13 protein-coding genes are annotated in these 15,954 nt (G+C 62.7%); 10 read left to right on the plus strand and 3 right to left on the minus strand.

Annotated features, from left to right (window positions below):
* Positions 1-28 precede the first annotated feature (28 nt).
* The 6 genes from QTJ18_RS06550 to QTJ18_RS06575 all read left to right on the plus strand — a co-directional run bounded on the left by QTJ18_RS06550 (position 29) and on the right by QTJ18_RS06575 (position 5,917).
* The gene (locus tag QTJ18_RS06550; RefSeq protein ID WP_252754937.1) at positions 29-1,120 is read left to right on the plus strand and encodes an ABC transporter ATP-binding protein; all 1,092 of its coding nucleotides are present in this window, start codon (positions 29-31) and stop codon (positions 1,118-1,120) included.
* Positions 1,121-1,156: 36 nt separating this feature from the next.
* Positions 1,157-2,443: an ABC transporter substrate-binding protein gene (locus QTJ18_RS06555; protein WP_252754936.1), complete on the plus strand. Its 1,287-nt coding sequence runs from the start codon at positions 1,157-1,159 to the stop codon at positions 2,441-2,443.
* A gap of 116 nt (positions 2,444-2,559) precedes the next feature.
* Positions 2,560-3,465 (plus strand): ABC transporter permease, encoded by a 906-nt coding sequence (locus QTJ18_RS06560; protein ID WP_252754935.1) that lies wholly within the window; start codon positions 2,560-2,562, stop codon positions 3,463-3,465.
* Between the two features lies 1 nt (position 3,466).
* Positions 3,467-4,285, plus strand: a complete 819-nt coding sequence (locus QTJ18_RS06565) for an ABC transporter permease (protein WP_252754934.1) — start codon at positions 3,467-3,469, stop codon at positions 4,283-4,285.
* A gap of 19 nt (positions 4,286-4,304) precedes the next feature.
* Positions 4,305-5,051: an aspartate/glutamate racemase family protein gene (locus QTJ18_RS06570; protein ID WP_252754933.1), complete on the plus strand. Its 747-nt coding sequence runs from the start codon at positions 4,305-4,307 to the stop codon at positions 5,049-5,051.
* Complete coding sequence (locus QTJ18_RS06575) at positions 5,048-5,917, plus strand: GNAT family N-acetyltransferase (protein WP_252754932.1); 870 nt, start codon at positions 5,048-5,050, stop codon at positions 5,915-5,917. Before QTJ18_RS06570 ends, QTJ18_RS06575 begins: the two co-directional genes overlap by 4 nt.
* Before the next feature lie 56 nt (positions 5,918-5,973).
* Here QTJ18_RS06575 and QTJ18_RS06580 read toward each other — a convergent pair whose 3' ends face one another.
* Positions 5,974-6,885, minus strand: coding sequence for a LysR substrate-binding domain-containing protein (locus QTJ18_RS06580; protein ID WP_252754931.1), 912 nt, complete (start codon positions 6,883-6,885; stop codon positions 5,974-5,976).
* Positions 6,886-7,167: 282 nt separating this feature from the next.
* Between QTJ18_RS06580 and QTJ18_RS06585 the strand changes: the two genes are divergently transcribed.
* From QTJ18_RS06585 to QTJ18_RS06600, 4 genes are all read left to right on the plus strand, one after another.
* Positions 7,168-8,772 (plus strand): ABC transporter substrate-binding protein, encoded by a 1,605-nt coding sequence (locus QTJ18_RS06585; protein ID WP_252754930.1) that lies wholly within the window; start codon positions 7,168-7,170, stop codon positions 8,770-8,772.
* Positions 8,773-8,834: 62 nt separating this feature from the next.
* On the plus strand, positions 8,835-9,941 hold the full coding sequence (locus QTJ18_RS06590; RefSeq protein ID WP_252754929.1) for an NAD(P)/FAD-dependent oxidoreductase: 1,107 nt from the start codon (positions 8,835-8,837) through the stop codon (positions 9,939-9,941).
* Positions 9,942-10,025: 84 nt separating this feature from the next.
* On the plus strand, positions 10,026-10,382 hold the full coding sequence (locus QTJ18_RS06595; protein WP_252754928.1) for a RidA family protein: 357 nt from the start codon (positions 10,026-10,028) through the stop codon (positions 10,380-10,382).
* 63 nt (positions 10,383-10,445) lie between these two features.
* On the plus strand, positions 10,446-11,570 hold the full coding sequence (locus tag QTJ18_RS06600; RefSeq protein ID WP_252754927.1) for an alpha-hydroxy acid oxidase: 1,125 nt from the start codon (positions 10,446-10,448) through the stop codon (positions 11,568-11,570).
* Between the two features lie 72 nt (positions 11,571-11,642).
* On the opposite strand, the gene QTJ18_RS06605 is transcribed toward QTJ18_RS06600, so the two are convergent.
* Together QTJ18_RS06605 and QTJ18_RS06610 are read right to left on the minus strand one after the other, a co-directional pair.
* Positions 11,643-14,795, minus strand: coding sequence for a PAS domain-containing protein (locus QTJ18_RS06605; protein WP_252754926.1), 3,153 nt, complete (start codon positions 14,793-14,795; stop codon positions 11,643-11,645).
* 102 nt (positions 14,796-14,897) lie between these two features.
* On the minus strand, positions 14,898-15,953 hold the full coding sequence (locus tag QTJ18_RS06610; protein ID WP_252754925.1) for a response regulator: 1,056 nt from the start codon (positions 15,951-15,953) through the stop codon (positions 14,898-14,900).
* Position 15,954 lies beyond the last annotated feature (1 nt).

The following is a 15,954-nucleotide window of genomic DNA, read 5'->3' on the forward strand; positions in this document are numbered from 1 at the left end:
TGCAATATCCGACGCAAGGGGGCGCCGGATGAGCAAAGCTGCTGAGATCGACATTGTATCCGTTTCGAAGATTTACGGCGCCACGACTGCCGTCCATTCCATCAGCCTGAAAATCCCCGCCGGCACCTATTGTTGCCTCCTCGGTCCGTCCGGATGCGGCAAGACTTCGACGCTGCGGATGATTGCCGGACATGAGACGATCTCCGCCGGCGACATCCGGCTTGGCCATACCGTGGTCACCGATCTCCCGCCTGCCCGCCGGGGAACGGCGATGATGTTCCAGTCCTATGCCCTGTTCCCCCATCTCGACCTCATCGACAATGTCGCCTTCTCCCTCAAGATGAAAGGCGTGGCAAAGGAGGAACGGCGGGCCAAGGCTCTCGACATGTTGCGGCTGATGCAGCTGGAAGCCTATGCGACCCGCCGGCCGGCGCAGCTTTCGGGCGGCCAGCAGCAGCGCGTGGCGCTGGCCCGCGCGCTGATCACCGATCCGGAGGCCTTGCTGCTGGATGAACCGCTTTCGGCGCTCGATCCCTTCCTCAAGATCCGCATGCGCGCCGAGCTGAAGAAGCTGCAGGCAAGGCTGGGCATCACCTTCGTGCATGTGACGCATAGTCAGGAGGAGGCCATGGCGCTTGCCGATATCATCGTCATCATGAATGACGGCCGCATCGAACAGGCCGCCGCGCCCCGGCAGGTCTTCGAACGGCCGGCCACGGCCTTCGTCGCCCGCTTCATGGGCGATCACAACGTCATATCCGGCCGCGCGGCGCCCCTTGCAGGTGACGATGTCATGGTCTCGGTTCCTGCCGGCGGCGATTTTCTGGCAAGCGGCGCCACAGGCCAGGATCTGGACGACACAGTCGACATCGCCATCCGCACCGATCATGTGCGTCTCGGCCCGCCTTCCGAAAAGGGCCTCGGCTTCACCGGCTCCGTCACCAATGTCGAGTATCGCGGGTCTTCGGTGAAGCTCTCCGTCAGCGGCGCCGGGATCGACGATTTCACGGCCATCCTCAGCGACACCGCCTTCTTCGCCAATCCGGTGAAGGTGGGAGAGGCCATTTCTCTTGCCTGGGACAAGACCGACGCGATCGTGCTTGGCAGGCTGAAACACTGAATGCCACAAAAATCCAACCAGAGGAGAACAAAGGCAATGACTGAGACAAAAACCAAGCAAGGCCTGTCGCGCCGCGCACTTCTGAAAACGGCCTCCGCCGCCGCCGGCCTGGCCGCCGGCTCGGGCGCCATTACCGGCTTCCCGACAATCTGGGCGCAGAACCCGATCACGCTCCGCCAGTTCGGCACCGGCGTGTCGAACCTCAATGCGATTGCTGAGAAGTGCAAGGCCGACCTCGGCATCACGCTCGAGATGACGGCAACGGATTCCGACGCCGCAGCGCAGCGCGCCGTGACGCAGCCGAATTCCTATGACATTGCCGACATCGAATACTGGATCCTGAAGAAGGTCTATCCGGCGGGCGTCATCCAGCCGATGGATGTCAAGAAGCTGAAATATTACGACAAGGTCGTTCCGCTCTTCAAGACCGGCAAGCTGAAGCCCGACAGCGTGATCGCCCAGGGTACCGCGCCGCATACGGTCGGCTTTGTCGAGAAGCCGGGCACCAAGACCTTCGCCAAGGGTGAAACCGAATGGTTCACCATGATGCCGACGATCTACAATGCCGATACGCTCGGCATTCGTCCCGATCTGGTCGGTCGCGAGATTTCCAGCTGGGCCGATATCATGGACCCGGCCTTCAAGGGCAAGACCTCCATCCTCAACATTCCCTCGATCGGCATCATGGATGCGGCGATGATCATGGAGGCGATGGGCAATATCAAATATGCCGACAAGGGCAATATGACGAAGGAGGAGATCGACAAGACGATCGACTTCCTGATCAAGGCCAAGCAGGACGGGCAGTTCCGGGCCTTCTGGAAGAGTTTCGACGAATCCGTCAACCTGATGGCCTCGGGCGAAGTCGTGATCCAGTCCATGTGGTCGCCGGCCGTTGCTGCCGTGCGCTCCAAGGGCATTGCCTGCAAATACCAGCCGCTCAAGGAAGGCTACCGCTCGTGGGGCGGCGGTCTCGGCCTTGCCGCTCACCTGTCCGGCGCAAAGCTCGACGCCGCTTACGAATATATCAACTGGTATACGTCTGGATGGGTCGGCGCCTATCTCAACCGCCAGGGCTATTATTCCGCCGCCATGGAAACGGCCAAGCAGCATATGTCGGCTGACGAATGGGGTTACTGGGTCGAGGGCAAGCCGGCCCAGGGCGATATCGTGGCGCCCGACGGCAAGGTCATGGAAAAGGCCGGCGCCGTACGCGATGGCGGCTCCTTCGACGAGCGCATGGGCCGCGTGGCCTGCTGGAACTCGGTGATGGACGAGGACCGCTATATGGTTCGCCGCTGGAACGAGTTCATCGCAGCGTAAGGCAAAACCCTCCGGCCTGCCCTTCGATGGAGGGCAATGCCGGCCCGCATGGCGTCTCCCCCTTTGGGGGAGATGGCCGGCAGGCCAGAGGGAGAAACCCAAAGGAGAGACGACCCATGTCGACCATTCGATTTATCGGTGCAGGCACGCCGCGGCCGCAGCAGCCATTGCGCATCTCGCCGAAGCTCGTCTCCTATCTCCAGGCGGCGCCGCTTGCTGTCATTCTTTGCGGCTTCCTGCTTCTGCCGATCCTGATGATCGCCGTCGTCAGCTTCTGGGATTATGACTTTGCCCAGATGTATCCCGATTTCCTGACGATGAACTATGTCGAGACGCTCGGCTCCTGGGTAACCTGGAAGACCTATCTCAACACGCTGAAATTTTCCTTTCTCGTCTGGGCGGTCACACTCTTCGTCGGCTTCTGGGTCGCCTATTTCCTCGCTTTCCATATCCGCACCAGCGCCATGCAGATGGTGCTTTTCCTCGTCTGCACAGTGCCGTTCCTGACATCCAACATCATCCGCATGATCTCCTGGATCCCGGTCCTGGGGCGAAACGGCCTGGTGAACTCGAGTTTGATCAGCACCGGGCTGATCAGCGAACCGATCGAATGGCTGCTTTATTCCGATTTTGCCGTCGTTCTGGCCATGGTGCATCTCTACACGCTGTTCATGGTCACGCCGATCTTCAACACGCTGATGCGCATCGACAGATCGCTCGTGGAGGCCGCCCGTGACGCCGGCGCATCCGGCTGGCAAACCCTGACCAATGTCATCCTGCCGCTTGCAAAGCCCGGAATGGCCATCGGCACGATCTTCGTCGTCACCCTGGTCATGGCGGATTTCTCGACGGTTCAGGTCATGTCCGGCGGCCAGAGCGCCTCAGTGGCGCTGATGATGAAGAACCAGATGTCACTCCTGCAATATCCGGCCGCGGCGGCCAACGCGGTCGTACTGCTCGCCCTCGTTCTCCTGATGGTCGCGGGTATCTTGCGCATCGTCGACATCCGCAAGGAGCTTTAAGATGCATGCTGACAAACGCGGCCGCGAATTCTACCTCCTGGCGATCTTCTTCGCGCTCTTCGTGCTGTTCCTGTACGGACCGCTTTCCGCCATCCTCATTCTCTCCTTCCAGGGCCCCAATGGCGGCCTCACCTTCCCCTTGAACGGGGTGTCGCTGCGCTGGTTCGCCAATCTTTTCGAGACGCAGGCGGTCGGCGATTTCGGGGGTTCCTTCAGGCGATCTGCCGTGCTCGGCATCATGGTCATGCTCGTCACCGTGGTGGTGTCGCTTCTGGCCGGCCTCGCCTTTCGCCGCCGCTTCATCGGCGCGACGGCGCTGTTCTACCTGTCCGTCGCGAGCCTCGTCGTGCCCTCCATCATCATTTCGCTCGGGATCGGCGTCGTCTTCCAGCAGCTCGGCCTGCAGCCGACATGGTACACCTCGGCCTTTGGCGCACATCTCACCTGGACGCTGCCCTTCGGCGTGCTCATCATGTTTGCGGTCTTCAACCGCTTCTCTCCGGCCTATGAGGAGGCTGCCCGGGATCTCGGCGCGACATCCTGGCAGACATTTCGCCATGTCGTGCTGCCCATGATTGCGCCGAGCCTCGTCGGCGTCGGGCTGTTCGGCTTCACGCTCTCCTACGATGAATTTGCGCGAACCCTCATGACCGCCGGCACCTTCAACACCCTGCCCCTCGAGATCTACGGCATGACCACCAATGTCACCACGCCCGTTCTTTATGCGCTGGGCACGGTCACCACCGTCTTCTCCTTCCTTGTCATTGCCGGGACGCTCGGCCTCATCATCCGCCTCAACCGGCGCGGCCGCGCTTCGTGAGCGGGAAAGACGTGACCCCATGCGCATCTTGATCGTCAACCCGAACACCACTGCCAGCATGACCTCGACCATCGCCGATTCGGCGCGGCGGGTCGCCAATGGCGACACCGAGATCGAGGCGGTCACCTCGTCCATGGGGCCGGCCTCCATCGAGGGTTATTACGACGAAGCCTTCGCCGTGCCCGGCCTGTTGCTGGAGGTTGCCCGCGCCGAGCAATCGGGCGCCGACGCGGCGATCATCGCCTGTTTCGACGATACCGGCCTGGATGCCGCCCGGACGCTTGCGCGCATCCCGGTCGTCGGGATCTGCGAGGCGGCGCTTGCCTCGACTGCCTTCATCGCCCAGCGCTTCACCATCGTCACCACCATGGAGCGCTCGCGCCTGCCGCTGGAACATCTGGTTCATCGCTACGGCATGACGGGCCGCTGCAAGGTAAGAGCGGCCGATATTCCGGTTCTATCCTTGGAAGATCCGACCTCCAATGCCCGCGACCGTCTGTGCCGCGAGATTGCCGCAGCGCTGAGCGAGGATGGGGCAGAAGCGATCGTGCTTGGCTGCGCCGGCATGGCGGAGCTTACCGCCGAGCTTCGAGCGGAATTCGGGGTGCCCGTCGTCGATGGCGTGGCGGCCGCCGTCAAACAGGCGGAGGCGCTGGTCAAACTGGGCCTGGCGACTGCCAAGCGCGGCGCCTATGCCACACCGGTGCACAAGCCCTACAAAGGTCTGCTGGAAGCCTTCGCGCCACAGACGCTCGCCGCCTCATGAGCAAGGAACCGACGATACCCGCTGCAAACATTCGTGGCACGGTCCTGCGTCCGGTCGACGAGCAGGATGTCGAAATCCTGATCGACTGGGCCCGCCGGGAAGGCTGGAACCCCGGTCTAGCCGATGCTGAAGCCTTTCACGCCGCCGATCAAGAGGGCTTTATCGGGTGCTACCTCGGCAACCGGCTCGTCTCGGGCATTGCCGCTGTCCGCTACGGCGAAAGCTTTGGCTTCATCGGACTTTACATCACTGCGGAAGACTGCCGTGGCCAAGGCCTGGGTCGAGCGGTCTGGGACGCCGGAATGCGCCATCTGGAAGGGCGGACGATCTGCCTCGATGGCGTTGTCGAACAGCAGGCGAACTATCGGCGGATGGGCTTCGAGCCCGCCTACGACACTCTTCGCTGGAGCGGCCGGTGGCAGGGCAGCGCAGCCTCGGCCGAAGTCGTCCTGGCAGGCCCGGAACTGCTGGAGGCCATTCTCGCCTGCGACGCACTCTATTTTCCTGAACCCAGGCGTGATTTCCTGACCAGATGGCTGATGCCGCCAAGACAGGTGCTGGCGCTGGTCAGGAACGGGCGGGTGGAAGCCTATGGGGTCATGCGGGAAACGCATGACGGCTGGAAGATCGGGCCGCTCTTTGCCGAGACGCCCGAGGATGCGCAACAGATTTTGGCCAACGGCGCCGCCCGACTATCCGGGCAGGTGCTGCATCTCGATGTTCCGGAGCCGCAGCTGAGTTTCGCCGCCTTCCTGAAAGACAAGGGCTTCAGCCGCGGCTTCCAGACCACCCGGATGTATCGCGGTTCGCCCGCCGCGGTAAGGGCAGATGGCATTTTTGCCGTGACCACGCTCGAGCTTGGCTGATAGCATCGCCAAGCGTTGTGGCCGGATCCTGCGTCTCTCCATGAGCAAATCGCCGGTCAGGCGCTGGCCGCCTTTGCCCGCTGATCGAAGGGAGAGACGGCGGTGCGGATGAAATCCGCCAGCATTTGCGCGGCAAGCGAAGGCGCGCGGCCGCTTGGGGTGAGCAGCCACACATCCATGAAGGTTTCCGGCAGGAGCGTTCGCCGGACAAGCCGATCATTGGCATAGTCAATGCCGACAAAGGGCGGAACGATGGAAATTCCAACACCATTTGCGACCAGGCTGCAGGCGGTCTCCGAGAGCGGCACTTCGATCCGGTTGCGCTTCTGCACGCCCCGCATCTGGAAAGCCCGGTCGATCGTCATCAGCGAACAGTCGTCGCGCGGCAGCGAGACGAATAGTTCATTGCGCAGATCGTCGATCTCGATCACCTGCTTGCGGGCCAGCGGGTGCGCCGCCGGCAGCACGCAGACCATAGAAAACCGCATGATGATCTCCGACCGGATGCTCGGCTGATCGAACGGAAGAACGCTGAGACCGATATCGACCTGACCGGAAGCCACCAGTTCGCCGATCCGCGGCGAATTGCGGCTCAGCAGAGTCAGGTGGATATCCGGTTGTTCGGCAAGGAAGGGAGACAGCGCCTGAGTGAGATAGCGCGTGGCCAGCGCCGCCGGTGCCGCCAGTGTCACCTCGCCCCATTCCCGGTTGCGCACCGCTTCGGCCAGCCGGGCGATACGTTTGGTGCCGGCGAACATCCGATCCACCTCGGCGGCCAGCATCCGGGCCTCAAGCGTCGGCACCAGCCGGCCGCCGCTTCGCGTGAAGAGCGTGAAGCCGCAGGCATCTGAAAAGCTGCGCAAAAGCTTGCTGACTGCCGGTTGGGATACACCGAGCCGCTCGCCCGCCAAGGTGACCGATCCGGTCTCCATGGTCGCGTGGAACGCTTCGAGCTGCCTGATATTCATGGCCGGCTATTCCTCCGATCGGCAGAGACATTATGAGGTTCGGTTATAATGATGGGATAAGAAGCTATTTGACAATCATGTTGTCAAGGCGCTCTTATCACCATCAACCGTGACCGCACCCCTTTTTAGAAGATGCCTCGATGCGCCGGCAGGGGTTAAGGGCGGCAAAAAATCAGTCACGCTGTCGGAGCGGAAGCTCGGCTGACGGCCCGTCTAGGGCCGGCTGGTGATCGATCGCGCCAAGACCGCGGGCATAGCGGCATAACGAAGGGAACAGACCGTATGAAAACCAAACTTGTCCTCACACTCGCAGCGCTTTTGGCCTCGTCACCGGTCAATGCCGCCATGCTGTCGGTCTGCATCGAAGGATCGCCGGAGGTCTTCAATCCGCAGATGACCAGCAATGGCACGACATCCTTCGTGCTCGGACAAATCTATGACGGTCTCGTTTCGGTCAAGGCCGGCTCATCGGAAATCCAGCCGGCACTGGCCGAAAGCTGGACCGTCTCGGATGACGGCCGCACCTACACGTTCAAGCTGCGCCGCGGGGTGAAATGGCAGTCCAGCGAGCGGTTTACCCCGTCGCGCGACTTCAATGCCGATGACGTCATGTTCACCTTCGAACGCATGATGAAGGATGACCACCCTTACGCCAAGGTCAATGGCGGCACCTATATCACCTTCAACACCAAGCTCGCCGATGCTCTGGACGGGATCAAGAAGATCGACGATTACACCGTCGCCTTCACCCTCAAGCAACCGCTGGCGCCGTTCATCGGCATCATGGCGCATCAGTCTCTCGCCATCACCTCCGGCGAATATGCGGATCAGCTGCAGGCCGCCGCCACGCCGGAACTGATCGACCGCGAGCCGATCGGCACGGGTCCCTTCCAGTTGCAGGCCTATCAGCAGGATGCCATGGTCCGGCTGATGCCGTTCAAGGAGACCTGGGGCGCGCAGATCAAGGATCCGGCCCGCACACCCATGCTCGACACCATCGTGATGGCGATCGGCGCAGACGCCTCGGTCAGGCTCCAGCGGGCGATTGCCGGCGAGTGCCAGATTGCCCTTTACCCCAATCTCGCCGACCGTGCGATGATCGAGGAGAGCGGCACTTTGCAGGCTGTGCAGACCCCTGTCGCCTCCACCGGCTTCATCACCTTCAACTTCAAGGACGAGAAATTCAAGGATAAGCGCGTGCGGCAGGCGCTGGCACACGCCATCAATATCGAGCCGCTCGTTGCGCAGATCTATGACGGCATGGGCACCGTCACCGGTGCGGTCGTGCCGCCCTCGCTCTGGGGTCATGCCAAGGATGTCGGCGCCTATGCCTATGATCCGGAACGCGCCAAGAAGCTTTTGGAAGAGGCCGGATACAAGGATGGCTTCGCCACCGAATTATGGGCGGTCCCGGTCGCCCGGCCCTATATGCCGAACGGTCGCCGCGCCGCCGAGATGATCCAGTCGGACTGGGCAAAAGTGGGTGTGAAAGCCACCGTCGTCTCCTATGAATGGGGGGAATACATCACCCGTGCCCGCAAGGGAGAGGCGCAGGTCGGCATGTTCGGCGGCATTTACGACTTCCCGGATCCCAGCCAGATCCCGAACAATTACTTCACCTGCGATTCCACCGGCAAGCCAAGCCCTTCCAATATCGGCGCATGGTGCGACACGGAATTCAACACGCTGATGAACCAGGCCGGCACGATCACCGACAAGGACAAGCGTATCGAACTCTACGAGCAGGCCCAGAAGGAGTTCCACGCGGAAGTCCCCGCCGTCATTCTCGGCGGCGCCGATACGATCACCGCCGTTGCAAAGTCCGTCAAAGGCTATGTACCGGCCATCTTCGGAACCAGCCGGCTCTCCGGCGTGACCGTGGAATGACAGGAAAGGGGGACGGCCGCCTCTTGCTGCCGTTCCCATAGCATCAGGTTCAGGAATTCATTATGCGTGTGTTGATCATCGGGGCCGGTATTCTCGGCTCCAGTGCCGCCTATCATCTCGCCGCAAAAGGCGTGGATGTCGAGATCGTCGACGAGGCCCATCCGGGCAAGGCCACCATGGCCGGCGCGGGGATCGTCTGCCCCTGGGCGACCAAGGTGGAGGATCCGGAATGGTACAAGCTCTACGAGGCTGGCACCCGCTTCTATGACGGGCTGATCACCGGGCTGAAGAGCCGGGGAGAGACCGATCTCGGTTACGGCAAGGTCGGCGCGCTGGTCGTGGCGGAGGACCGGGCCGATTTCGAGGCGGCGAGCGAGCGGATTGCCCGCCGGACGAAGACTTCTCCCGAGGCCGGCGAGATCCGGCATCTTTCGCCAGGCGAGGCACGCGCCCTGTTTCCGCCGCTGCGTGAGGATCTCGATGCTATCCACATTCCCGGCGCGGCCCGGGTGGATGCGCGGCTGCTCTCTGCGGCCATGATCCGCGCGGCTGTCTCCATGGGCGCCAGGTTTCGCAGCGATTACGTGACGCTCAAGACGGAAGGCGACCAGATCCGCTGCCTCGACAGCACCGGACAGGCCATTCCGGCCGATCAGATCATTGTCACCGCCGGCGCCTGGGCCTCGCAGATCCTTCGGCCGATCGGTCTTGCCCATCCGGTTGCACCTCAGAAAGGACAGATCGTCCACCTGCGCCTGCCTGGAATTGCAACAGCCGCTTGGCCTGTCGTCTTGCCGATGAGCAGCCACTACATGCTCGCCTTCGATGACAGCCGGGTGGTGATCGGCGCAACCCGCGAAAATAATTCCGGCTTCGACTACCGCGTCACAGCCGCGGGCGAATTGGAGGTCCTGAGCGCCGGTTTGAAGATCGCGCCGGGCCTTGCCGATGCGACCCTGATCGAGACGCGGATCGGCTTCAGGCCGGCAGGCCAGACGATGAGCCCCATTCTCGGCCGCGTCCCGGGCTACAGCAATCTGACGATCGGCAATGGCCTCGGCGCAGGCGGCCTCACCATCGGTCCCTTCGCGGGCAGTCAGCTTGCCAGGATCGCCATCGGCGAACAGCCCGACATGCCGCTCGACCGTTATGCGCCGACGGCCGGCTGACATCCCTTTCCAGCTTCGAACCACCGACATCTCCGCCGCCTGCCGCGGCGGGGAGCCCTCTTCTCATGCACAAGGATAAAGCAAATGATCACCCGCCACCGCAAGCACCGCATCATGCACGGCGTCGTCGAACACAATGGCGTTCTCTATCTCGGCGGCCATGCCGCAAACGACATCACGGTGGGCATGAAGGAGCAGACCGAACAGACCTGCGCCAAGCTTCAGGACGTGCTCGAAGAATGCGGGTCGGACAAGCATCATATCCTGTCCGCCCGGATCTATCTTTCCGACATGTCCGGCAAGGAAGCGATGAATGAAGCCTGGCTGGCCTGGCTGGACGGCGACGACCTTCCCTCGCGCGCAACGATCGGCGGGGTTGATCTGGGCGATCCGAAGCGCCTGATCGAGATCGTGCTGATCGCGGCAAAGAAGCAGGATTAATCTCCGAAAGGGGGGCGGACGCAGGCGCCGCCCCTTCACGGTGGTTTGCAAAGGGAGGCGGTCATGACCGACAATTCGAGCCCAAACGTTCCGCAGCGTATCGATGACCGCTATGCTACGGCGGAAAAATACACGACCCTGCGGGGTATCTACCACGATGCCAGGCGGCGTCTGTCGGATATTGACTGGAATTACCTCTCCTGCGGGACGGGAGACGAGGTAACGCTGCGGGAAAACACCGCGGCTTTCGACAAACTGCGCTTCGAAGTCCCGCTCTTTGCCGGCATCAGCCATCCCGATACGCGAACCAGGGTCCTCGGTTTCGATCTAAGCTTTCCCGCCTTCATCGCCCCTTTCGGCGGCGGCGAGGCTGTATTCCACCCGGAAGGGCATCTGGCCATCGGACGTGCAGCGGCCGCTGTCGGCATCCAGCAGATGGTGCCCGTCGCCGCCTCGCATTCGCTGGAGGAGATTGCCGCAGCCTCAACCGTGGCGTCGATTTTCCAGATGACCTTTGTGGGCGATGAAGAGCATGTTCTGGACATGATCGGCCGGGCGAAAGACGCGGGCTACAAATATATCTGCGTGACCTATTCGCCGATCCGCCAGTGGCGTGAGAGGATGATGGAGGACCGGTTTTCGCTTCGCAACGAGGCTGGCCCCTCCAATTTCGGACCCGGCAAATCGGACCCGGCTCCCCTGCAGGAGCTGCTGACCTTCACCGAACCCCGCTGGACCTGGGCGCAGGCTGCGCGGGTCATTGGCCGGTCGCCGCTCCCCTGCATCGTCAAGGGCGTGTCCAGTGTGCGTGATGCGAAGGCCTCGCTCGATGCCGGCGCGGTCGGCCTTTACGTGTCGAATTACGGCGGGCGCACGATCGACCGGACACCCACGGCGCTGGAGACCCTGCCCGCCATCCGCAAGGCGGTGGGGGGCGCGGTGCCGATCATCCTCGACAGCGGCATTCGGCGGGGCAGCGATATCGCCGCTGCCATCGCGCTGGGCGCCGATGCGGTGGCTCTCGGTCGGCTGATCGCCTATGGCATGGCTGCCGACGGGGAATATGGCGTGCGCCGGACGCTGGAACTGCTGCAGCGGGAATTCTGGACGACGCTTGGTCACCTCGGCTGCTCCTCCGTCTCCGAGCTGACCGAGGACGTGCTGACAAAGAGCGCGACCTCGGCCTGATCATCCGGCTTGCGAAAAGGCTGCGGGGCCAAGACTGCGGGGTAACCACAGCCGGCCCGAGCGGCGGCGTGATCAGCTGGTCTTGCCGGCCTCGATCATCGACCTGATGCGTTCGGTCATAACATCCACTGTGAACGGCTTGGTGACGATCTGCATTCCCGGTTCAAGATGACCATGGCTCAGCACCGCATTGTCGGCATAGCCGGTCACGAAGAGGACGCCGAGGCCGGGCCGCATGTCCCGCGCGGCGTCCGCAACCTGCCTGCCATTCATGCCGTTCGGCAAGCCGACATCGGTCACAAGCAGATCGATGCGCGCGTCGGAACGGAGAATTTTCATGGCCTCCGGACCATCACCGGCTTCCAGCGCCTGATAGCCCAGATCTTCCAGAACGTCGACGATCAGGAGACGCACCAGCGGCTCGTCGTCCACCACCAGGACCGTCTCGCCATGCCGCGCCGAATGCGGATCGCTCATGGTGTCTTCAGCGGCGGCAATCACTTCCTCTTCCGTGTGACGCGGCAGGAAGAGCGTGACGGATGTGCCCTTGCCTTCCTGGGAGTGAATGCGGATCTGCCCGCCGGACTGGCGGACGAAACCGAAGATCATCGACAATCCGAGACCCGTGCCGACGCCGATCGGCTTGGTCGTGAAGAAGGGCTCGAACACCTTGTCGATGATGTCCGGCGCGATCCCGACACCGTTGTCCGAGACTGAAAGCGAGACATAGTCTCCGGCCGCCATGTCCTGCGTCGCCGCGATCCGGTTGTCGATCGTGCGATTATGCATTTCGATGATGATCTGGCCGCCATCCGGCAGCGCGTCGCGCGCATTGATGCAGAGATTGAGAAGGGCATTCTCGAGCTGGTTCTGGTCCACCAGAACCGGCCAGAGATGGGGGTGGGAAATCGTTTCCACCTCGATGCTCGGCCCCACCGTCCGCTGGACCAGCTCCTCCATTTCGAGGACCAGGCGGGAGACATTGGTTGGCGTCGGCGCAAGCGTCTGGCGACGCGAAAAGGCGAGCAGCCGATGTGTCAGGCCCGCCGCGCGCTTCACTGCGCCCATGGCCGCGGCGAGATAGCGGTCGACATCGGCCTGGCGACCCTGCGCGAAGCGACGCTCCATCATTTCCAGGCTGCCGGAAATGCCCGCCAGAAGATTGTTGAAGTCATGCGCCAGGCCGCCGGTCAGCTGGCCGACAGCCTCCATCTTCTGGGATTGGCGCAAGGCGGTCTCGGCGGCAGCGAGCGCGGCGGCCTGCTCCTTCTCGCCCGTCACATGGCGGCCGACGGCGAAGATCTCGTCCGGTCCTGGAGCTGCGACCCATTGCACCCAGCGATAGCTTCCATCCTTGTGGCGGATACGCACATCGAAACTGGGGGGAGCATCGGCACGCGCCGTATCGAGCGCCTGCCGCGCGAGGTCGAGATCCTCCGGATGGACGAGATCCAGGCCGAAGCGTCCTTCGAGCTCGCCGAATTCATAGCCCAGCAGCGTCTTCCAGGCCGGGTTCAGCCGCCGGTAGAAGCCCTCCGGCGTCAGAATGACCATCAGGTCCGGTGAGGCGGCCCACATCCTGTCACGCTCGGCGGTCCGTTCCTCCACCTGCCGCTCCAGGTTCAGGTTCAGCTCCTGCAGCGACCGCTCCGCCCGATGCCGGGCGGTGACGTCCTGGAAGACGACCGCCACCTGGCGCCGTTCGGCCGGCTCCATGCGAAAGGCCGCAACGTCCAGAACCCGATCCGTCTCATCGAAGGTTATCTGCAGGCGCCGCGGCAGTCCGGTGTCCAGCACTGTCCGGTAGAAGTCGATCCACTTATCCGCCTCCTGCGGAAACACGTCGCGGATGCGTTTGCCGGCAATACCGGATACGCCTGCCTGGCGTTCATAGGCTTCATTGTATTCCACATGCAGATAATCGCTGAGCGGACCTTCCGGCCCATCGACGAATTCGATGATGCAGAAACCCTCGTCGAGCGAGGAAAACAGGCTCCGGTACCGAAGTTCGCTTTCACGCACCGCCGCTTCGGCCTCCTGCACGCGGGTCAGATCCAGCATGGCGCCGATCATCCGCTGGGCCTGTCCCGCCTCGTCGCGAATGACATAGCCGCGGTCGAGCACATTGGCATAGCTGCCGTCGGCCCGCCGGAAGCGGTATTCGTCGCGCCACTCGCTGCCCGTGCCGTCGATCGCCGCGTGAATGGAGGCGTGAATCCTGCTGCGATCATGCGGGTGGATATGATCGATCCACCACTCGCCCGTCGGCTCCACCTGCGACAGTTCATGGCCATAGGCCTGGGTCAGCGCCTCGTTCCAGAGAACGTGATTGGAGGCGAAATCCCAGTCCCAGATGGAATCATTGGTGGCGCGGACCGCCAGTCGATAGCGCTCTTCTATGGCGCGGCGGCGGCTCTCTTCATGCTGTGCCTGGGTGATATCCTGCACCGTGCCGATGAGCCGGACGGCCTTACCGTTCTCGAAATAGGTCTTGCCCTTGGCTGCCACCCACCGGATCTGGCCATCGAAAGCCCCGACGGTCCGGTAGATGACGTCATAGGCGCCATTGCCGGCCGGGCTGAGCGCGGCCACGACCTCTGCGTCGATCCTTTGCCGGTCTTCCTCATGCAGCCCGCGCAGGAAGGTCTCGTAGGTGACCTGGCTTCCGGGCGGCAGGCCGAAAAGCTCGCGGCACCGGTCGTCCCATTCAAGACTATTGGCCAGGAGGTCGAAATCGAACGTGCCGATTCCCGTCGCATCGAGCGCCAGCGCCAGTTTCTGCTGGACCTTGCGCAGATTGTCGTCCGACTGGCGACGCGCCGTGACATCGCGCGCAATCCCGATAAAGCGCACCGGTCGGCCTTGCGCATCGTGCTGGAACTCGCCCTTCCTGGCGATCCAGCGGATCTCGCCGGTATCCTGCCGGCGAATGCGATATTCCACATCCTGTCTCGCGCTGCCGTCACGGCGGCTCTGGGCGTGAGAAACCACGCCATCGTCTTCCGGAACAACGAATTGCTCGAAAAAGGCGGCGGACCGGCTGTCGCTGTGATCAACGCCATAGAGGCTGGAGAATTCCGGCGTCGCTGCAATGATGTCGGACGCGATATCGATCGAGAAGGAGCCGATACCGCCCGCCGCTTGAGCGGCACTCAGCCGCTCTATGGTCGTGTCCGCAGTCTGATCCAGAGGCGATGCTTGCCGGTCTTGCTTGTCTTGTTCCACTCAATCGCCCGCTACATATCGCTTGTGGGTTTCATCAGCCAAAGTTGCGCGAGATCCCCCGAAAGGATCGGGCACATTTGCGACTACGGACTCTGAGCCGGATCAGACCACAAGTTTTCCGAGTGGAATCTGGACGTCGAGGGATAATCCGTCTTCCCGCCAGTTCCTGGAAATGGTTCCGCCGAGCCCGGAAAGTGCCGCCTGCTCAAGCCGCGTGCCGAAACCTTCGCGCTCGGGCGTCGCATTGATACCACACAAGCCATGCTCGTGCCATCCGATGGTCAGCTGTTCATCCAGGGCGGAGACATCGATGGTCAACCGGCCGGACGGGCTGGACAGGGCGCCGTATTTCGCGGCATTGGTGGTGAATTCGTGCAGCAGAAGCGCAAGCGATGTGAGAGCTGCACCCTTTAGCGGCGCGTCGGAGCCGGTAATGTCGACATGCGGCCCCTGCGCATGTTCGTGCGGCGCCACGATCGCCTTCAGCAAGGCCGAAACGGTTGTCGCGGTGCTGGTCGGATCGGCCGTCGGCCCGAAATCCGGCAGGGTGAGTGCATGCGCCCGCGACAGCGCGCCCATGCGCGAGCGCAGATCCGCCTCCAGCTCCTGGACGGATGTCGCCGGCCGCGCGCTCAGCGAGATAAGCCCGGTCGTGAGGCTGAACAGGTTCTTGATCCGGTGGTTGATCTCGTGCAGCAGAAGATCCTTGTGGCGGGCCGCATCCTTGAGAGCCTCGGCCTGTGCCGCCAATTCGTCGCGCTGCTCTGCCAATTGCTGGCGCTGCCGGTACAGCTCGAAGAAGACATCGACCTTGCTGCGCAGAATGTCCGGCTCGATGGGTTTCTGGATGAAATCCACCGCGCCCGCCTCATAGCCCCGGAAGCGCCGTCCATCGGCGGTGCCCGCCGTCACGAAGATGATCGGGATGCGGCGGGTGCGCTCGTTTCCGCGCATCAGTTCGGCAAGCTCGAAGCCGTTGAGCCCCGGCATCTGAACGTCCACCAGCGCCAGCGCCGCATCGTGCTGCAGCAGCAGTTCGAGTGCCTGATCGCCTGTGCGGGCCTTCAGCAGCAGCCGGTCATCGTGCTGCAGCAGGGCCTCCAGCGACAGGAGATTCTCCTCAAGATCATCGACCAGCAAAAAAGGGACTCGCCCCATC

This window comes from Rhizobium sp. SSA_523, assembly GCF_030435705.1.
GTDB lineage: Bacteria > Pseudomonadota > Alphaproteobacteria > Rhizobiales > Rhizobiaceae > Neorhizobium.